This window comes from Sphingobacterium gobiense (genome assembly GCF_002980575.1).
Classification (GTDB): domain Bacteria; phylum Bacteroidota; class Bacteroidia; order Sphingobacteriales; family Sphingobacteriaceae; genus Sphingobacterium; species Sphingobacterium gobiense.
In genome coordinates, this window is sequence record NZ_PVBS01000001.1 from 2,040,950 (window position 1) to 2,061,742 (window position 20,793).

At 41.7% G+C, this 20,793-nt stretch carries 16 protein-coding genes and 1 tRNA gene; 6 read left to right on the forward strand and 11 right to left on the reverse strand.

The window, feature by feature from the left end:
• Positions 1–121 precede the first annotated feature (121 nt).
• Together C5749_RS09025 and C5749_RS09030 are read left to right on the forward strand one after the other, a co-directional pair.
• Positions 122–955: an N-acetylmuramoyl-L-alanine amidase family protein gene (locus C5749_RS09025; RefSeq protein WP_105724987.1), complete on the forward strand. Its 834-nt coding sequence runs from the start codon at positions 122–124 to the stop codon at positions 953–955.
• Positions 956–1,020: 65 nt separating this feature from the next.
• A complete protein-coding gene (locus tag C5749_RS09030; protein ID WP_105724989.1) occupies positions 1,021–1,968 on the forward strand; it encodes an MlaD family protein in 948 nt (315 codons plus the stop codon).
• A gap of 45 nt (positions 1,969–2,013) precedes the next feature.
• Here C5749_RS09030 and C5749_RS09035 read toward each other — a convergent pair whose 3' ends face one another.
• From C5749_RS09035 to C5749_RS09050, 4 genes are all read right to left on the reverse strand, one after another.
• Entirely contained in the window at positions 2,014–4,038 is a 2,025-nt protein-coding gene (locus C5749_RS09035; protein ID WP_181151320.1) for a S9 family peptidase, read from the reverse strand.
• A gap of 210 nt (positions 4,039–4,248) precedes the next feature.
• Positions 4,249–5,721: a cell envelope integrity protein CreD gene (creD, locus tag C5749_RS09040; protein WP_105724991.1), complete on the reverse strand. Its 1,473-nt coding sequence runs from the start codon at positions 5,719–5,721 to the stop codon at positions 4,249–4,251.
• A 50-nt stretch (positions 5,722–5,771) separates the two neighbouring features.
• Complete coding sequence (locus C5749_RS09045; RefSeq protein WP_105724993.1) at positions 5,772–6,074, reverse strand: winged helix-turn-helix domain-containing protein; 303 nt, start codon at positions 6,072–6,074, stop codon at positions 5,772–5,774.
• Between the two features lie 2 nt (positions 6,075–6,076).
• Positions 6,077–6,694: a hypothetical protein gene (locus C5749_RS09050; RefSeq protein ID WP_105724995.1), complete on the reverse strand. Its 618-nt coding sequence runs from the start codon at positions 6,692–6,694 to the stop codon at positions 6,077–6,079.
• Positions 6,695–6,900: 206 nt separating this feature from the next.
• On the opposite strand from C5749_RS09050, the gene C5749_RS09055 reads away from it, so the two are divergent.
• The 3 genes from C5749_RS09055 to C5749_RS09065 all read left to right on the forward strand — a co-directional run bounded on the left by C5749_RS09055 (position 6,901) and on the right by C5749_RS09065 (position 9,026).
• Positions 6,901–6,982 (forward strand) — tRNA-Leu (locus C5749_RS09055).
• 72 nt (positions 6,983–7,054) lie between these two features.
• Positions 7,055–8,398, forward strand: coding sequence for a trigger factor (locus tag C5749_RS09060; RefSeq protein WP_105724997.1), 1,344 nt, complete (start codon positions 7,055–7,057; stop codon positions 8,396–8,398).
• A 70-nt stretch (positions 8,399–8,468) separates the two neighbouring features.
• Complete coding sequence (locus C5749_RS09065) at positions 8,469–9,026, forward strand: GNAT family N-acetyltransferase (protein WP_245893669.1); 558 nt, start codon at positions 8,469–8,471, stop codon at positions 9,024–9,026.
• A 36-nt stretch (positions 9,027–9,062) separates the two neighbouring features.
• On the opposite strand, the gene C5749_RS09070 is transcribed toward C5749_RS09065, so the two are convergent.
• Complete coding sequence (locus C5749_RS09070) at positions 9,063–10,541, reverse strand: DUF3943 domain-containing protein (RefSeq protein ID WP_105724999.1); 1,479 nt, start codon at positions 10,539–10,541, stop codon at positions 9,063–9,065.
• Positions 10,542–10,656: 115 nt separating this feature from the next.
• Between C5749_RS09070 and C5749_RS09075 the strand changes: the two genes are divergently transcribed.
• Complete coding sequence (locus tag C5749_RS09075) at positions 10,657–11,352, forward strand: hypothetical protein (RefSeq protein WP_105725002.1); 696 nt, start codon at positions 10,657–10,659, stop codon at positions 11,350–11,352.
• Positions 11,353–11,358: 6 nt separating this feature from the next.
• On the opposite strand, the gene C5749_RS09080 is transcribed toward C5749_RS09075, so the two are convergent.
• From C5749_RS09080 to C5749_RS09105, 6 genes are all read right to left on the reverse strand, one after another.
• Positions 11,359–11,955 carry an RNA polymerase sigma factor gene (locus C5749_RS09080; RefSeq protein ID WP_105725004.1) on the reverse strand — a complete coding sequence of 199 codons (597 nt, stop codon included), beginning with the start codon at positions 11,953–11,955 and terminating at the stop codon, positions 11,359–11,361.
• Between the two features lie 104 nt (positions 11,956–12,059).
• Positions 12,060–13,064 carry an MBL fold metallo-hydrolase gene (locus tag C5749_RS09085; protein WP_105725006.1) on the reverse strand — a complete coding sequence of 335 codons (1,005 nt, stop codon included), beginning with the start codon at positions 13,062–13,064 and terminating at the stop codon, positions 12,060–12,062.
• 13 nt (positions 13,065–13,077) lie between these two features.
• Complete coding sequence (locus C5749_RS09090) at positions 13,078–13,743, reverse strand: DUF4998 domain-containing protein (protein WP_219847936.1); 666 nt, start codon at positions 13,741–13,743, stop codon at positions 13,078–13,080.
• Positions 13,744–13,783: 40 nt separating this feature from the next.
• Positions 13,784–15,130, reverse strand: a complete 1,347-nt coding sequence (locus C5749_RS09095; protein WP_105725010.1) for a DUF5126 domain-containing protein — start codon at positions 15,128–15,130, stop codon at positions 13,784–13,786.
• A 16-nt stretch (positions 15,131–15,146) separates the two neighbouring features.
• Positions 15,147–17,168: a RagB/SusD family nutrient uptake outer membrane protein gene (locus C5749_RS09100; RefSeq protein ID WP_105725012.1), complete on the reverse strand. Its 2,022-nt coding sequence runs from the start codon at positions 17,166–17,168 to the stop codon at positions 15,147–15,149.
• 22 nt (positions 17,169–17,190) lie between these two features.
• Positions 17,191–20,727, reverse strand: coding sequence for a SusC/RagA family TonB-linked outer membrane protein (locus C5749_RS09105; RefSeq protein WP_219847937.1), 3,537 nt, complete (start codon positions 20,725–20,727; stop codon positions 17,191–17,193).
• Positions 20,728–20,793: the final 66 nt, after the last annotated feature.

Genomic DNA, 20,793 nt, shown 5'->3' on the forward strand with positions numbered 1-20,793 from the left:
CTGTCGGCAAAAATAGTCAAAAAAGATTTAGAAAGCGTGACAGACAAACGTTAATAAAAAATAAATTTTACAGTACCTTTGTTGCAGATTTTAAACGAGGTAATATAAGGATATAAGACACATGACGAGAAATTTATATGTAAAAAGGCTGACTTTATTTGTGGCTACAGTTTTTACGTTAACGCTTACAACTTCATCCATTACTTCTCTCTCCTCTCCCGACTCCCCATCAAGACAGGATCCAAAAGCTACCGGACAACCGGTACGTACGATAGTGCTTGACCCTGGTCACGGCGGAAGAGATCCCGGCGCAAGAGGCATGAAATCTAATGAAAAAGATATTGCCCTTCAGGTTGCTTTAAAGTTAGGAAAAAAAATAGAAGATGAGCTCCCGGGAGTAAAAGTTGTCTACACACGTAAGACCGATGTATTCATCCCACTGTACGAACGACCGGCGCTCGCAAACAAACATAAAGCGGACCTTTTTATCTCGATTCATTGCAATGCTGCCGCAACTCGGCGATCACCCGCCAGAGGAACAGAAACACTAGTGTGCGGGTATAACCGCTTAGGACAACAAGACGCTGCTATTCGGGAAAATGCTTCGATTTTATTAGAAGACAACTACGAAGACAACTACGGTGGTTTTGACCCAAAGGATCCATCTAGTATGATTGTCTTCCAATTGATGAAAAACCAATACCGTAGGGAAAGCATCAAGTTAGCCTCCCTAATGCAGGATAAATTCTCCACATCCAATCGCCCCGACAGGGGTGTTAAGGAACAATCTTTGGCTGTACTTTCTACCGCGGGTATGCCGGCTGTGCTAACCGAGCTTGGTTTTATGAGCAGCTCTACCGAAGAAAATTATATGTTGTCAACCGCAGGTCAAAAAGAGATAGTACAGAACTTATTTGATGCAATTAAAACATACAAAACCGCAGCTGAACGATAAACATTTATTACATTCGTTTGTTGTTAAACATATAATGGATTTAATTTACCCAAGCTAGATATATTTTGAAAATATCAAACGAAACGAAAGTCGGTATTATTACCGTGGTTGCGCTCACCCTCTTGTTCATAGGTTATAATTTCTTGAAAGGAAATGATGTGTTTTCCCGCGAAAATGTGTTTTACACAGACTATGACAATGTGGATGGTTTAACCATCTCTAAACCTGTCGTCGTCAGCGGTTACCAAATCGGACGCGTATCGGAAATGAGACTTTTGGAAAATGGCAAAATTCGTACGCACTTTAAGATTAAAAATGAGTATGATATTCCTTCCAATACAGTTGCCCGCATTGTAAGTGCCGACCTTTTGGGTAGCAAGGCCATCGTATTCCAATTGGGCAATAGTAAAACCATGGCAAAAAGCGGCGATCCGCTCCTATCGGATGTACAAGCAAATTTATTGGAGAAGGTGGAGCCCTTGCAATTAAAAATAGAAAACCTCGTCGTCAAATTAGACTCCGTACTTTCAGCGGTTAACACGGCATTAGACGTGGAGTTTCAGCGCGATTTTAAAAGCAGTTTACGCAGTATTTCCGTTTCTCTACAAAACATGGAGAACATCACCCATGAGGTGGAAGGATTAATGGGATCGGAAAAGGTTAGACTCGCGAAGATCATGCAAAACCTTGAATCTATCACCAATAATTTCCAAAAAAATAATACCAAAATCAATAATATTCTTACAAATCTAGACAGCTTGTCCGATGATCTTGCCAAAACAGAAATTAAAGCAACCATCGATAACGCTACTCAGGTCATGAAAAATATCGAAGTTATCACCACTAAAATTAATAATGGTGAAGGTTCTATTGGATTATTATTAAACGACGACAATCTCTATAACAATCTGAATAATGCTTCCGAAGGCCTGGATAATTTAATTAGGGATGTGGAGGAAAGACCGGGTAAATATATCCGTTTAAGTATTTTCGGAAAAAAAGACACGAAATAGCCGTAAGAGAAAACGGTTCGAGCTTGTCACTCGAACCGTTTTCATTTATAATGTCTCCTTCAACCAACCAAAGAATTCCCGTTGCCATACCAGCGCATTGTGGCCGGATAGTACCCAATGGTTTTCTTCGGGGAGATAAACCAGTCGGCTTTTTATATTTTTTAACTGAGCCGCTTGGAACGCCGATAGCCCTTGCCCTATCGGAACACGGTAATCTTTCCCGCCCTGGAAAATTAAGATCGGTGTGTTCCATTTATCAACATGCGTTATGGGATTAAAATCTGTATATGTTTTCGCATTGTTTTTATCCCAATATGGTCCGCCTAAATCATGATTCGCAAAGAATAGTTCTTCTGTTGTTCCGTACCAGGACGTCATGTCAAACAACCCACAATGCGAAATAAAGGTTTTAAAACGCCCTTGGTGCACACCTGCCAGTTGAAATACTGAATATCCGCCGTAGCTCGCGCCAACCGCAGCGATGCGCGCATTATCTACGTACGGTTCCTTCGCTAAATCGTCGATAGCCGACAGATAATCTTTAATCGCCTGCCCCCCCCAGTCTTTAGAGATATCCTCGTTCCATTTCACACCCCAGCCTGGCATTCCCCGACGGTTTGGCATAATCACGATATAACCTTGCGAGGCCATCAGTTGAAAATTCCAACGGTAGGAATAGGTTTGTGTCAACGCGCCCTGCGGGCCACCTTGGCAATACAACAAAGTCGGATACTTTTTAGAAGGATCGAAATTTGGTGGATAGATAACCCACGAGAATAGTTCTTCACCATCCGTGGCCTTAGTAAAGCGTCCTTCTACTTTCGTTTCTGCTAAATGACTGTAAATATTGTCGTTTTCCTTGGTGATGCCTACCAAAGCTTTCTTTTTGAAATCGTAACGATATATTTCCGCAGCGTGTGTCATGGTGGTCAAAGTCACAATTAAACCGCCATCTACCTCTCCGACAACACCCCCAATATCAAATTTACCTTCACTGATTTGCGTTATTCTGGACAACGTATTCTGCGCAGAATTTTTCGGTAATTCCACTTCAAACAGTTGTACCGTGCCACGAACTGGAGCTGTAAAATATATCTTTCTGCCATCTTTACTCCATATGTAGGAATTAACCGTTCCATCCCAGTGTGCGGTCAAATTTTTGCGTTGTGTTGTTGCCTTATCAAAAAGGATAATATCATTTTTATCAGCTTCGTAGCCGTCAGTTTTCATGCTAAGCCAAGCTAGTTGCTGCCCATTCGGACTATATACAGGATGTGTGTCATAACCATCCATGCCCTCCGTAAGATTAGTGGTTACTTTGCTGGCTACATCGTATCGGTATATATCCGTATTGGTGCTGGAAGCATATTCTTTACCAAATCTCTTCTTGCAAACATATAGCACGGCTTTGCTGTCTGGCGTCCAGGTAAAATCGTCTGTTCCGCCAAAAGGTACCTGTGGACTATAAAATGGTTCACCTTCCAAAATATCCAACGGTTCTCCTACCTTACCGTTATCATAAGTGGCTATAAACGGATGATTAAAACGACCGTCATTAAAAGTATCCCAATGTCTATAATCTAAATCGTCATAAATATAGACATCTGACTTGGGCAAATCGCTGTATTTATCTTTACTGTGGTAAGAATGGATGAGCACTGTCCGGCTAAAGAGTATATGTTTTCCATCTGGTGATAGCTTTACGTTTTCCAAACCTCCTTCTATATCTGTCAGCTGTTTCGCTTCATCTCCCATTAACGGTTTTGACCATAGTTGACCTTTGAATAGATAGATGACATCGCCATTTTTATTTATCTGGACTACTGATTCACCACCTTCTCCCTGCGTGAATTGGACTGGTTCCCCTCCTTTTATTGGAATGACATAGAGGTTTTTTTCTGATTTATTCTCGCCGAATGTATAATTGGATACGCCGTACACTAACCACTTACCATCTGCCGATAATCCTTCTGCGGATACACGCCCCAGTTCCCATAGTTTTTCCGGGGTCATCACTTCTTGTTTCAAATGATATACTTTATTTGCTGTTACCGGTCTTTTTACTCTCATATTCGAGTTCTTCTGTCCGAAAGACAAGGTACTTACAATCATAGTACAGGCTAAAATTGAAATTTTATCCATAAGATGTGCTCTTTTTTGTTCCAAGATAGGAAATGTGGCTTCGATTTAAAAATCGAAGGTTTTCTTTAAATGTTTTTATGCCGCTCAAGCCGCGGCAGGGCTTATACGTTTTTTCTCTCAAAAAAGTACATAAAGATGTTATTTCCTTTCAAACTGGTACCAATTTACCCGTGTGGATAGCTTCATCAATAAGGCCAATATCACAAACACACCTATTGTACCGACAATCAGCGAATAATCCTGTAACTGCATCAGTGAATAAATAAAGATGTAGAAAGCGGAAAGAATACCGCTGAATATAAATGCAATCTTTTTGTCTTTTGTGATACCGAAGATAAATGACGAAATGAGCATAATCGTTGCTAGCGCAGCAATCAGATAACCCAAGTTAAACCCGATATGTTCACTTAACGCCAATAGCAATGAATAAAACAACACCATGGCACAACCAATCAACACATATTGGACAATATGAACACGTTGCTTTTTTATGACTTCGGTAAAGAACAATGAAGTAAACGTCAAGAGTACCACCAAAATACCATATTTAGCAACGCGCGTTGTCTTCTGATAATTATTTACAGATTCCAGAAAATTGACTTGTACCATATCCTGCTCTGTAGATAGCTGCACATTTGCTCCCGTAGAAGAAATTCTAGGTTCCGGTATAACAGCTACAGGATAATCTACATCTGTAACTTCATAGTTTGTCACTTGGTACATACTACCTCGCGCCCCTTTCCACTGCTGTGGAAATTTTCGGCTGAAACTTGGAATACGCCATTTGGCGATAAAATCTTGTTGTGAAATTGTTCTATCTTCCGGCAAAAATCCTCCGTTAAAGCTTGGGTTGTCCCAGATACCGGAGACGATTATACTCGTCTCGTTGCTTGTTGGAAAAACAGTCAGACTGCGCGAGCCCCGGATATCTAAATTTATCTCAAATTGATTTTTGGTTGATCTATCCGACAAATCTACGTTGGCAACCATGGTCTGTTCAAAGAGCGAAACATCAGTGTTGCCGACTTCAAATTCCGCGTTCACTTGCCCCATGTTTAATTTTGGAACGGCTTTTACTCCTTTCAGATCACTTAATCCAATAAATACTTTTGCTTTTTCCCATGCTAGATCCTCCGGATTCAAATCCAATCTGGTTAAGTCTATCTCATCGAATTCACCACGCAATGCCACCGTTGCATTATAAACTACCGTTTGATAGATTCCACGTGTCAAATAGGTAGGTTCCACTGTAGATTTCACATCTAGCTTTTTGGAAACGAGAAAGACATAATCTTTTTCGATGTGTTTTTCTACCTTAATCTCACCTTTTTCATCGGTTGTATTCACGTTGTACGAATAGGTATAGGGTATTCCAATAATAGGTCCGGAAACAACTTGTCTATTACCCCATTTGCTTGCTATTTCATTGCTGACAGCTTGATCCCTATTTTTACGTTCCCTTATTAAATCCTTTACGCTCTCCATAGGAATAAGCAATAGGAGGACTAAAAAGAGAATAATCCCTAATTTCAAGATGACAGAATTAACCAACCGCTCAAAAAAGGTAGGTTGAGACGGTGGTAATACCGGAGGAGTGTTTTGATTTTCCATGTTGTTAAAGTTAAAAGTACTTTGTTTTTCAAAGTTAATGAATAAAAAAATTATTTATATTGCCGTTTTATTAAATTTTCTAAGGCTGTTAAATGATTTTCGAAAGCCTTTGCACCTTTTTCAGTCCGTTTATATCGCGTATTAGGTTTTCTATCAACAAAACTTTTCTCTATGCTTATATATCCTTCTTTCTCCAACGTTTTCAAGTTGGATGCCAGATTGCCATCTGTAACTTCCAATGTTTCCTTGAGTGAACTGAAATCATACGAATCATTTGCCATCAACACGCTCATGATTTGCAGACGTATACGATTCTCGAACACTTTATCATATAGAGAAAAATCTAAACCCACTATTACTCGTATCTTTTATGTACAATGAAACCATAAATGATGTGCAATACGCCAAATCCAAGCGCCCAAAACCATAATCCATAGCCGGGAAACAATAACGCAAATAATCCCAACAAAATCTCCAATATACCTAGCCAACGTACTTCTTTAAAGGTATAAATACCACCAGATGTTAAAGATAGTCCATAAAAGATAAGAAGAGTTGCACCTATTAAACTAAAATAACCTCTTGAAAGCAGTATCAATGAAAACAGCCCTCCTGTGATCAATGGTATGCCCATAGCCAGGAGCATCGCTTTACTAGATGGATTCCAGATGTATTGACGGGCCTTCTTTGCTTTTCTACGTGCCATCCAAAGGCCTGTAATTAAAGAAGCAATTAAAACCGTCAGCGCGACACCGATGAGGTTGTTAATAACAGCTGGCTCGGTAACATAATGGTCTCGATAATCAAAACGACTATCAAAACCGTATACGACAACATAACCTGCCGTCGCTCCAAGCAATGCGTAAATGCCGATCAGCACTCCAGAAAGTCCCGAAATAGATAACACCTTGGACGATTTTTCCATCATCGAACGGATATGCCCTATTTCTTTTATTAAATCCTGTTGATCCATATATGAATAATAATGTATCTATTTATCTCCTTTTACAACTACATGCACAAAAAAATAAAGTACTTTGAAAAACAAAGTAAATGAATACAAAGCATTTATACAAGCATAAAATATGTTTTTTTTATTTTTATAAAATAATCTAAAAAAATCTTGCAAGATAACAGCAGGCTTACTATCTTTGTGCCACAATAAAAGTCCTAATAACTGCGGAAGTGGCGTAATTGGTAGCCGCACCAGACTTAGGATCTGGCGCCGAAAGGCGTGGGGGTTCGAGTCCCTTCTTCCGCACTTGATGTCCTCCCGAACTTAATAAACTCGGGAGGATTTTTTTTGTAAAATGCGTAAAAGCGAAACGAGAGTATGAATATTTCACACCAAACAGTTGACGATGTCAACGCGAACATTAAGGTTGAACTAGCGCCCGAAGATTACAACCCTTCGGTAGATAAAGCTATTAAAGAACAAGCAAAAAAGGCTAAGCTGCCAGGTTTCCGTCCGGGCATGGTTCCCCCGGGCCATATCAGACGTACATACGGGAAATCGATCTTATTCGATGAAATCAACAAGTTGGTCAACGATAAGATTTCGGAATACATCAGCGAAAACAAACTGGAAGTTTTGGGACAACCTCTTCCAGTAGAGAATGATGCCGATGCGAAATATAATTGGGATTTTAACGACACGTTTGCCTTTACATACGAAATCGGTATCGCGCCTGAATTTGAAACACCGTTTTCTAAAGAAACAGCGTTTACAACTTACGACATCAAGGCAGATGATGCTACCTTAGCCGAGCGTGTTAAAAATCTTCGCCGCAGCTACGGCAAAATGACTAACCCGGAAGTTTCTGAAGAAGGAGATGTGCTATACGCCACGTTGAAACAAACCAAAGAAGAGGGTATTGAAAAAACGACTTCTGTACGTACCGACATTGTTGAAGACGCGAAAACTAAAAAGGCTTTGACAGGGTTGAAACAAGATGATACCGTTAAAATCGACATCAAAAAAGCATTTAAAGTAGCTGATATTGCTCGTATCTTAGGCATTACTGAAGACGAGGCAGATAATCTGGATGTAACAAAGTTTGAATTGACAGTTAAAAACATCAACCGTTTAGAGGAAGCCGACTTAAATCAAGAATTCTTCGATAAGTTATTCCCTGCGGGTGATGTAACGAAGGAAGAAGAGTTTGAAGCGAAAGTGAAGGAAGAAGTGGAAGGTCTTTTCAAACAAAACGCCGATCAGAAGCTACGTAACGATATATATACGTATGGAATGGAGCAGGTGGATGTCAAATTCCCAGAAGCTTTCTTGAAAAAATGGTTGAAAGCTACCAATCCTAATATTTCTGACGAGGAGTTGGAAGAAGGGTTTGCTGATTTCTTAAGCAACTTAAAATGGACCATCATTGAAAACCGCATCGTTACGGCAAATAACTTGGAAGTTAAGTATGACGAAGTGATTAACTTGGCAAAAGAACGCATCTATGCGCAAATTAAGATGTATAACACCAATGATGAGCCCACAGATGAACAATTAGGTCAATATGCTCTTCAGTTGTTACAAGACAGAGAACAAGCAAACCGCCTTTTCGAAGAAGCAAAAGCCCTTAAAGTGTTTGATTATCTAAAAGAGAACGTAACGTTGAAACCACAGGAAATCGCTTATGTAGATTTCGAGAAGTTGGAAAAAGACAGTAAATAAACGTCTTAGAAAATAATAACCACAAACAAAGGCTACCTTTTTGGGGTAGCCTTTGCTATTTTTTTAAAACATGATACAGATTAGAAAGGCAAGGTCTACAGATGCGGAAGCAATTGCTCCTATCATGTTGACCGCGATGGAAGAAATTATTTATTATTTTATTGGTGAACAAGACCAACAGAAGGCGACTGCTTTTCTGACCTATCATATAGCGGAACCGGGAAATCAATATAGCTATGAACATATCATTGTTGCCGAAGAAGATGGAAACATCATCGGACAAATTTGTCTTTATCCGGGAAATAAGCTAGAACAATTGCGGGCACCCATCCTTTCCTATTTGCGCACACATTTTAAGAGGGAACCGAACTCGGGTAACGAAACACAGGCTGGGGAAGTTTATATTGACACCCTGGCAGTATCAATCGCCGCACAAGGGAAAGGCATGGGAAAAATATTATTGCTTTACGCCATTGACCTTTTCGTGCATCGACAAAAAGAAGCGCTTGGATTATTGGTAGACAAGGAAAACCCCAAAGCAAGGAAACTTTATTTAGACATCGGCTTTAAGCCTGTGAAGGAGGTCTCTATCTTCGGGAAGCAACTTGTGCATTTACAGTATTCGTGATTTGCCAAAGTGTGAAATTATAAAAGCTGGCGCTAGCTAAAACCTGACATTATATCCAATGGATAATCGTCCAAAGGGAAAGCTCCGGGCAAAGTCGGTATATTGCTCGTCTTCAAAATGTCCTTCCAATGCAAAATAACCGGAGCTTACATTTAAGGAGAAGTTCTTGATGATGCGTAAGTTGGCCTCTAGTGTAGCAGCGTGCAGAATATAATACGATTCGTTTCCGCTAACGGTAAAAAAAACACCACCGTTGTAGTCGCCTGTAATAAGCAAACGGTTCAGTATACTTAACTCAGCACGGTAGCGATACCCAGCCCCCGAACCGTAATTATAATTCCGGCTTGCACCATATAGTAAATAGGGATCTGGTACAGCTGCTAACAAAATTGCTCCGACACCCATACTCATATTGAGCCTATTCTGCTTTTTATATCGAAACGCCGAGTTCCAACTATACATCAAATTCTGTGCGCCGTAAAAAAAGGCATCATTATTATAAAAGTCGTAATTCGCACTCAATACGCCATAATGTTCCCCGCGCTTGGTTTTAAAGAACTTATTACCATACAAAAGTGCATGAACATTGACCGCATTAATAAATGTACTATCACCTTTTCCGAACTCCAGGTTTACGTAAAACTGGTCAAACGGACGTTTGATGTTTTCGGGACCATTACTATACCATAGTCGAAGTCTTCCATACGATCCATTCTTTCCTTTCTCCAAGACATCGCCCTCCCGTGCGTCGAATCGACGCACTCCTATATTGACTTCTGCCCATATCGTGGAAGAATCGACAGCATTGTATTCGTCAACCTTGCCCCATTTACCATCCAACAGCCGATTTAAACCATTCACCGGATTAACAAAAAATGCGCCTATTTCATTCGGAATTCTTAAATGGGAATGCCTACTACCTCTTCCCAAAATATTACGGGCAATCCGATGTGTCATTTCCCCCAGAATGATTCCACCATATGTGGTATTTACTAGATCATTAATAGAAGGTGCTTGGGTTTCACCACCAGTTTCCCAAATATAACTCCCGGCAAACGTAGCGATACTGGATTGATAAAAGTTGTAGCCATTACTTCTAAATGCGTTAAAATATAGCTGCCCATGGTAAGGATGATCTAAATGATTGGTCGTAAACTGGTTGTCGTCCCAATCCCATGCAGAGAATCGCTGATGGTCAATAAAATTTTTAAAACTGATATACGAATAAGGATCTTTCGTAATAAACCGATTGAATGTTGCAGGAAAAGCCTGTGTTAAAAACCATTCAACACCTGCTCTCCAAAATTTCTTTTCTCTTTTAGGTTCTTCTGTTGTACGAGTAAAGCGAGGTAGCGGATCAACCTGCACATGCTGCCCCCAACGCGCCTGCCGACTGGTATCCAGCAGCTGTATTGTTGTATCGATATGATGTAAGTTGCCAAAGTGTTGCGCATTCGCATTGATGCTATACAGTGCTAACACCGTCAACAAGAAACAATAGCGTAGTAACTTCATTATTATCTTAAAACCAACAAAGTTATAATTTGTGTGATGGAAAACTGAAAATTGAACAAAAAAACATGTTTCATGTTAATTTGTTATTTTTATATTGAACCAACATAGACATATCATGAAGAAATTAATTTTATCGGCTGTTTTGTTGTTTTTTGCTACATTGATTATGGCACAGACGGCGGCAAATCTTAAAGGTGTATATACAGCGAAAAAAGATGACGCAAATATCGTTTGGATGTTTATTGATGGATATTCTTCTCAAACGACCTATAAAAACAACGCTTATATATCAACTTTCGGTGGCCCTTACACGTATCAAGATGGAGCACTAAACGTTCAAGTTGAATATGATGATGCCGATGTCGGTGCTATTGGCCAAACAAAAAGCTGGGCTTTGACTGCAAATGCAGACGGTTTACAGGAACAATCTGGAAAGGCATGGAAAAAAGAAGCGGCTAAAGCTCAAGATTTGGATGGGTTATGGCGGATAACCGGAAGAAAACAAGGCAACGACCTCGTTCAAATACACCAAAGTGGTACCCGCAAAACCATTAAGCTCTTAGTGGATGGTTATTTCCAATGGATGGCTATAGATCCAGGAGCGAAGACTTTTTCCGGTACAGGAGGAGGACATTATACGTTTACTAGTGGCAAATATAGTGAACACATCCTATTTTTCTCACGAGATAATTCGCGTGTTGGTACTAGTCTGAGTTTTGACGGCGAATTAAAAGACGGAACTTGGCATCACAGCGGCTTGAGCTCAAAAGGTGACCCTATCTATGAAATTTGGAGTAGAGATAACAAATAAAGGGGATTAAAAATTAGTCAAGAATGTAAACACTAAAAAGGCGGTATAAAAACTGATATCTTTTTCTTTAAATATCAGACGTAAAGCTGAAAGGGCTTTTGACCTGGCAAAGTATACATTGCTCGCAGTAGTTCCTAAGGTTTCGCAAATTTCCAGTGTGCCCAGTCCCTCAAGATAAGACAGGCGAAACACTTCTGCCTGTTGTGTGGGGAGCGTGTCCAATTCTGCAACAATCTGATCAATCAGCTCTGTGTAGATGATATGCGTGAGTATATCTGTCCTCGTCTCTACCATATCCCCCAACAGCTCTTCCCGTAAATCAACTGTTTTATGATACGAAGAACCTATATGATTATAACAGGCATTGCGGACCGTCAGGTACAGAAAGGATTTGATTGCTTCTACAGATACGGCCTTTTCACGTCCTTGCCACAACTTATAAAATGATTCAGAAACAATCTCCTCCGAAGCCTCTCTATTTTTGGTAATTTTATATGCAAAAAAACGCAACTGTTCGCCATACTGCAACATAAAAAACAGCAGTCCGTCTTCTTCACCGGCTCGTAGCATATCAAGGTATTTTCTGCTCTCTAATAATTGCATTTCAGGTTTTTCATATCTAGTATAAAAACAGAAGCAAAATAACAAAAATAAATATGACTAGCTTGAGAATGAGCCGTTATGTTTTTGTTAAGAAAAGTTACTTTTCATCTAATCAATTTTCCATTCTTCCAAACCATCTGCTCGCCCCAAAAAGGCATAATCGTATTTTCGCAGTCTACGCCGGTAAGATGCTTCAAGGTCTGCGTGATAGACGCTTGCCCCTTTGGTTCATGTCGTAGTTCAATCAGATGCGATAATACTGCATATTTTGGATTAACCAATCCCTCTGCAGTGCCGATAATATCATTTTCCCTTGGCGCGCCCCAACGCAAGATCAGCATATCGACATCACCCTGTACATTACCGAAGCGATCGGATTCAAAACCAGAATCTCCACAATGTAATAGCGAGAAGCCTCCCCCATCGGCACCGCAATCTATACGCAAAGACATCACGAAATCGAGAAGTTTAGGACTTCTTAAATGACTGGAAATATCTGTTCGGACGGTAAACTTACCAATCTGATAACTTGTAGCCGTTGTTGACAAATACTCCGCACAGCCTTTATAGAAATTTGTAATGACTGGCTTACCGGCTTTTGTCATTGCTTCCATTAGCTTCACATGCGCGTGATCACCATGGTTATGCGTGATACAAAGAAAATCCAGATAAGGTTCCAATTGTTCGGCCAATCGGTGTTCTACATCGATACCAAAACAGCCAGAGGGGGTCTTTACAACAAATCCCATGTTATACAATAACCAAACCCGGGCTGTTCCCTTTTTTAACTTGGTCTTCTTCACCTCATCCAGCACTTTATCGAAAGCTTCCCGATAGCAGTAAATCATCGGAACTTCTTTTTCCATTTGCTCAGCTTCGTCTTCTGGCTTGGCTAAATAGGCTTTAAACGTACTAGCTTCCAAACCATCCGAATAGCGCTGAAACTGATGTAAAAAGGCTAAGCGTTTCTCATCCAAGCGCAAAGGCGATGTTTTGCGAAACGCCGCCATCGAGTCTATGGCAGTATTGGTGGCGCGTTCAAGTTTCTGCGCAAAACCGGATTGCACGATCATGATAAGCGCAATCAACGTGGTGAATATATTTTTCATCTTCAGTAGAATTTTATGGAATAACCGTCTCCAGATAGCTTGGCGTCACAAGTGTATCAATATCACTTTCATTAATTAGATATCGTGTTTTACTCCGCACGACCCCTCCGGGTTTAGCATCATGCAGCTCTAAGCGTTCTACGACACGCACCTCCTCCGTAAACTGACCGTTGCTCTGCTCGTAACTGACCAAATTATCGACAACCCCTACCCGATTATCGAATTCGATCGTTTGACCATCAGAAATAAATCGAGGCGTGGCGTGCAACAATGTTCCTACATAGTTCGGACCATACACAAAACCTCCTTGATCCGTCAGTAATGACCTGTTTCCAAAAGCATCCACATTCCAGGCCTCGATCAAAACATTCCCTTCAATACCGGACATATCCAATTCAGCATAATAACTGTCCAAATCTTCATCATAGTTTTCCGGCACATAATTCACCTTTACCGAATCCGGATTACCCGAAGCAGCGTTCCATCTCAACACACAGTGTGCTCTGTTCACATCCTCCACAGGTAGAATTCGAACGCCCACTTTTTCATAACCTGATCTCACTTCCAATTCTGCAATTTTCCCTGCATATATAATCGGTCCGTCTTTGATGTGCTGATTCAGCAATTCATCTGCGTCATCGCAGCTTATTCCCGTAAACACCAACAAGCTTATTGTCATTTGTTTTATATACCTATACATTGTCAACATTCTTTTTTGATTAATAATACTTCAATACCTCCCCAAACATTTTGAACTCATTGATGGTATAGAAGTTCTCGTTTGCCGTATAACTTTCCATAAGTTGAAGCCGCATATAACGGAACGACTCGGTAGGAATTGCTTCTAAGCTTACGTTGTCCTCGGAGATTGCGTATTCCTGTCTGTTATAAAAATAATCAGTCTCTTCCTGCGTGATACTTGCTGAATTGGCCGGCATCTTACCTTCGTATTCACCAATTAACGTCCACCCTTCCGGAAACTTAGACCAACGCGATGCATTGGCATCATCGGTTCCCCATATTCTGAATCGCTTTACACTCGACCGAGAATACAGGTAACTAGACGATGGACGTGGGTAAAGTTGCACACGACTAAGTCGTAAATCTTGGCGCAAGTCAAACGTTACGTAAACATCGTCGATATATGTACGTTGCCCATCCGAAGATTCCTCGTAAAACTTACGCGCCAAAAAGTTATTTGCGGTCGTTACGCCGTTAAACATGGTTATCGGCGCAAAGCCTGCACTATGGGTGGTGGCATCGTTTAGCAAACCTGTTACCGGATCAACTCCAAATTCTGCAAAATCTTTACTTGTTGTCCCATAAGTTGGATTGAAATAAGTAACCGCCTCTACCAAATTATAATCAATGATATCTTCCTTAAAAGGAGTGATCATTTCAATCAGGGTATCCGTCCGATTACCCCACTTATCCGACAACGCAAATCCAAAGGTTTGTTCCACATTATCGTATTGTCTCAAATAAGTAGCTGTATTGACGGAATCCGAACTATAAATCGTTTTAGAAGGGTCTTCAATCAACGTTTTCACCCCCAGTTGTATTTCATCTTCCGTCAACACATGGATCGCAAAAGGCAAGGCCTCTTTGTTGTCCCATTCCAGTTTTACACCACCAAAAGCAGGCGTAGCCAACAAACTTGCCCGAGCAACCTCCACCGGCGACAGCAAAGGCTTATCACGTACTTGCGTAATATCCGATCTGTTGCCGCTTTCATCCATGACCGCCAAATCCACCGTGACTTCATCGGTACCGGTAAAACCTTCCACCAAAATCGTATTGCTATAACGCGACACTTTGAATTCCACCTGATTGCCAGCCTTATTGATATAGGTAGCCACCACCTGTGCGTGATTCGGATTTCCCGCCGGCAAACTAAAATGAATTTCTAAGGCTCCGGCCATCGGCACCACACGATTCACCGTCAATTTTTCGGGCGTATCCGTACCAAAATCAGGTTGTTCTATTCCTAAATAGGAGTCCATGCAGGAGACCGCCATCATACTGATAATCAGCATTAGGATTGCATATATTCTATTGTTTTTCATTTTCACTATCAATTAATTACCATCCCGGGGTTTGTATAAGATTTCTATTCTGAAGTAATGTATTGGTTTTTATCGGCATGAGGTAGTCCTTCATCGAAAACCTCGGCTGCAAAAGCACTTTCAAGGTATAAAAATCAGCCTTATTTTCGCCTTCTTTATTCCAACCCAAAATAGGTTGATTGTACACTTCCTCTGCTATAAGCCAGCGACGCACATCATAATAATAATGCCCTTCAAAAGCCAGTTCATTGAGACGCTCCTGGCGGATGATCTGCCGCAGTCCGTTTTGGTTCTGCGGTTTAGATTTATACGGCCCTAAGGCATATTTTTGCCAGCTATCGACCACGCCTTCCATTCCCGAACGAGCACGAAGGACATCTAGGTAATGATAGGCGTCGTTTCCTTGGGAATCTGTCGCAGGAGGTCCATCGACCTCATTAAGACATTCGGCCAAGAGCAAATACAAATCTGCTAAGCGAATAATCGGAAAAGAATACGGTTCGTAAATTAATTCTACCCGCGTTGCGGTATACGTTGTCCTGAGATGCACCATTTTTTTCGCCAGATAACCCGATAAAGGATAAAAACCGTACTCTACCCCATATTTAAAGCCACTTCCCATGTGCCGCATAAAATTCGGAAAAGCCGGATTCGACAAGGGTTCAGAACGGCCTTCCCAAATACCACCGTCAAAACCTACGGAAGCATAAAATCGCAGGGAACGATTATGGTGTAACAATGCTGTTTCTTGTCCACTTTTTATCAAAAACTTGATATGATCTGCCTCCGGCAATTGCGTTGTATAACGATTCGTATACCAGCCATTTTGATCCCATTCGGCATCTTCCTCTATGGGTACTCCGTTAGCTGAATAAAAAGACTCCACCACATTCAATGTAGGTGCATGCCGTTGTCCTATATCCGGGGCACCGGAGCCGGCCATATTATCCCATTCGGAATTGCTTAACATACTGGCAAAGCGCTGCAACTGCCGTGTACTCGCATTCGTCGCCCAAATAATTTCCTGATTCCAAGGCTGGGTAACAGCCTGACGCAGGCTAATCATCGCTTTGGTCGTATCGTTAATATTGGTACTATTCACATCCGGAATAGCGCCTGAACCGGCATCGGCACTGATCAGTATACGATATCCGGCTTCCTCGGCAGAACGTACCGCCTCATCAGTCGCTGTCAAAGCTCGTTGCCATCTTTCCCGACTATCACCCTCCGGAAAAAGCTCTACTCCACGGTTATCGGTGTAGCCACGATAATAGTTGTTGTTGTTAAAAAGAGGGCTGGCAGCAAGGACCAGCGTCTTGGCTTTGATACTCCGCGCAATCGTTTTGGTAAAACGACCATATTCCGATGCCGGATCGATCTCCCCGACAACGGGTAAAGATTCAATCGCCTCGTCCAACAAATTGACGATATAATCCGCTACCTGATCAACCGGCTCTCGGTAAAAAGCTAATTCCTCGCCCTTTGCGGCAATAGGAATCACCTTATCCACAATTGGAATTGGGCCGTAGAGTTGAAACAAATAGAAATTAAGGTACGCTTTAATGGTTTTCACCTCAGCGATCCACCGTTCCCGTTCCATTTCATCCATATCTCTAGGGCCTCCATCTTCCTGACCAATATGCTCCAGAAATACGTTGCAATGCCGTATCCCTTGCCATATATTTTTGGTTGCACCATTCTCACCATCCCAGAAATTCATATAAGGGTTTGCCGTATTATTTCCGTTAAAGAATAGCAGGGTGGTGCTGGTAATATGTGCAGTATTCCCTCCAGGCGTATTCAACGGATCGTATACCACATCACCACCTCCGGAAAGGCCAAGCGTATTGATCGGATCTGCAACTACAGGAAGACTTCCATAGCAGGTAAACAAATATTTCTCTGCGTTATACCGATCTTTAAATGCGTCCTCCAAAACCGGTTTATCGTCCGGCAATATATCCAAGTATTTATTACATCCCACAGCGGTCAATAACAAGACTACTATCGCTGCGTATATTTTATTTTTGACTATCATATCAATGCGTTCTAACTTGTTATTAAAAATTAACCTGAACCCCTAAGTTAAATACCTTTTGTAAGGGATAAGAAAGTCCGTTCCCTCGCATTTCGGGATCCCACAACTTAAAAGCAGAAAGGGTAAAAAGATTCGTGCCACTGGCATATATCCGCGGGCTCAGTCCATAAAAATCATTTATTTTGTATCCCATTTCGACAGATTTCAAGCGAATATAACTGGCTGAGCGAAGCCAATAATTACTATTCACAAAATTATTAGCGTTACCTATCGCTTCATTTCCGGCATCTGGTGACAAGCGTGGCCATTGTGCATAGAGATCTCTATTTGTTTCAGTCCACAAACTCTCTTTAATAAAATTCAGCATCGCCCGATCCCCTCGCATTCCACCGGAGGTCACGGATACAAAAGGCGCCATGGCACTAGCATTCATAAAAAAGGAAAAACGGGAAGATCCCTGAATAAAGGCAGAAATATCAAAATTTTTAAATCCGAATGACCCACCTATACCATATTGGATTTCTGGATTTGTTGGATAACCCATGGGAACAATATCAAACTGGTCGATAACGCCGTCGTTATTGATATCTCTATATTTTATGTCGCCCGCCTGATATAATGCATTGCTGCCATTCACCATCTGCACTGGTGAATTCAACACCTCGTTGTCATCGATAAATAGACGTTCCGCAACATATCCTTGGGACTGACCTACTTTTCGTCCTACAACGGAGCGCCAAGGTGCAACACCGGAGTAATCCAACTCATCATACACGGTGATTTCCGAGGTTCCATAGGTAAAATTACCCCGCAGTATATACCACATCCCATTGAACAAGGATTTATTATAATTTAAGGTCAAATCAAGCCCCTTCCCCATCGCTTCCCCATAGTTAGTTCGCACATTGGACGTCAAGCCTACGATCGATGGAATATCCTGTCGTACCTGCACAATATTTGTCCGGTTTTCATGATACACTTCCGCAATCAATTCTAAGTCGTTATTGAATAACCCTAGCTCTAAAGCTAAATTCGTTTTGTAAGAAACCTCCCACGTGATATTTGGGTTAGCATAGCGCAACACCTCTATCGTTGGTCGACTAGTAAGCGAGTTAAAATTATTCCCGAAATAGCCTGCATTTGGCCCGTTTAGGTTGATGTTGGACGTAAAGAAAAAACGATCAGAATCAGACACAATGACGTCGTTACCGACTAAACCATAGGTACCACGAAGCTTCAATTTAGGTACGGCATTTCGTAAGTTGTCCCAAAAGGGTTCATCCGAAACTTGCCAGCCTAATCCGATGGAAGGGAAAAACCCCCAACGAAAACGCGGATCAAAACGCTCCGATCCGTTGAGCCCGAAATTAAGCTCGGCAAAATATTTATTCGCATAACCATAAGTAAAGCGACCTGCCAACGCTACATTCCTAGATGGCAACGACGAGTCTAAATTATTCGCACTGCCATCCAAACGATCTTTAATCGAGCCTACCAATAAGGAGCCCACATCATGCTTGCCAAAGGAACGATTATATAACAAAGCGCCCTCTGCATATCCTCTTGCTTCAACAAACTTACTTCCCGCCTGGTAATCAATGTAATCATAGCCATCCTCCGGATTTAATGCCGCCAATTGATAAGGAAAGCTGTTACTTGGATCATACGTTCCTCTTATATATTGATAATAAAAAGGGTCATAACTCCGCCGGAGACTAAAACCTGAATAGCGTGTAATACTACCGATAAAGCGGGCCTTTAAACCTTTTGTAAAAGAGCCTAAATCCTGGTGCAATTCTAACTGTGTAAGCAAGGTATTGTTTCGCACATCCTCATAGCCTCGCATAATATCTGCGTAGGGATTTAAATATCCCGGGCTGCCCTCTCCGAAGTCGTTGCCGGCATTATTACCAAACAAAATTCGATCAACATATTGTGTATTATAATCTGGCTCATAGTATGCAGGGAAGAGTACTGGATTAGCCAGTAAGGTTTTTCCATAGGTGTTCGCACCTCCACTCCCCGACTCACCGATAGGGCCAGTATAGTCATCGAAATTCGCACTCAAGCGGACTTTTGCTTCTAAGTTTTTCGTCAAATTCAAATTCACGTTGGAACGTACCGTATATTTTTTCAGGTTAATATTTGAATTGAAAGGGTTCTTATTATCGACCTTTAGGATACCGTTATCCTGCGAAAAAGATCCTGCCAGATAATATGTTGCGGCACTCCCTCCCCCTGTAAGATTGAGGTTTGTTCGGTGATTCAGTGAATAATCCCTCGTTAGCATATCCTTCCAATCTACAGCTGGATACACATTCGGGTTTCTATTCGGGTCGCGGGTGAAATCAATCTTGCTTTGTGGATACGTTAGTTCGCCGTGCCTTGTCATATTTGCGATATTCGCATATTCCATATAACTAATCGGATCGGCCATATCAACCTTCGTTGTTGGCGTAGAAAGGGAGCTTTCATGCCGGAAGGAAACCTTCACCTTTCCCCGTTCTCCCTCTTTCGTCGTCACTAAAACTACACCATTAGCCCCTCTCGCTCCGTACAACGCTGTTGCCGATGCATCTTTCAAAATCGAAAAACTCGCGATATCATCCGGATTTAATCGGGCGAGGTCTTTGGAGGTCATTTCAATATTATCAATCAAAATCAACGGAGATGTCAACCCACTCCCAAAAGAAGTAACACTACGCACAAAGAATTGTGCATCCTCTTCGCCCGGAGCGCCGGTAGATTGGTAGGCTACCAAACCCGCCATGCGACCGGCGAGCGCAGTCGTCAGGTTGCTAGACGGCGTACGCAACTCTTTCACGTTAACGGTGGTGATTGACGACACCACACTTTCTTTCTTTTGCTTACCAAAGGCAACAACTACCGTTTCCTCGAGCTCCTCAGTATCTTTTGAAAGACGCGTATTAATCAACCGAACCCGACCGACGACCACGGTATCCGCTAAATAGCCAATAGCCGAAAAGATCAGAGAATCGCCTTGATTGGCCTCGAGTTCATAAATACCGTCGGCATCTGTCATCGTGCCTAATTGCTGCCTTTGTACGGTGATCGTCACGCCAGCAATCGGCGTGTCGTCAAACGCATCCGTCACTTTACCGGTAATTTTATTTTGCTGATGGGGCGAAACGACGCGGACAGGTTCTCTTACCGGCACCAGAGGCTTGCTCCTCGCAACCGTGTTGGGGCGAGGTTTGATAACTATGGTATTGCCCTCAAGCAACCAGGTAGCGGCTTTGTCTTGCAGCAACACTTGCATAGTCTGGTTTATAGGCAGACCGTCAATATCAGCATGGACCTTGATCCTGCCCAGCTCTCTGCTCTTGATAAAAAACTCATATCCAGTTTGCTGTTGTATGGCCTTCATAACCTGCAACAAGGACATGCCATTCGTTTTCAAGGAAATGTCCTGCGCAACCCCCTCGGCCATTACGGTGGTCATATTCAGCAGGATAAGTGCAACGATCCATTTCATAATAAGGAGAAAACGGTTTACGGAAGACCCCTTCAGGTCTTCGGGTTTTGTGTTAAAATTCATACATTTGTACGGTTTAGATCATATTGTAATTTGTTAAAATGAAGAATTTCTCTTAAACCAGAGATA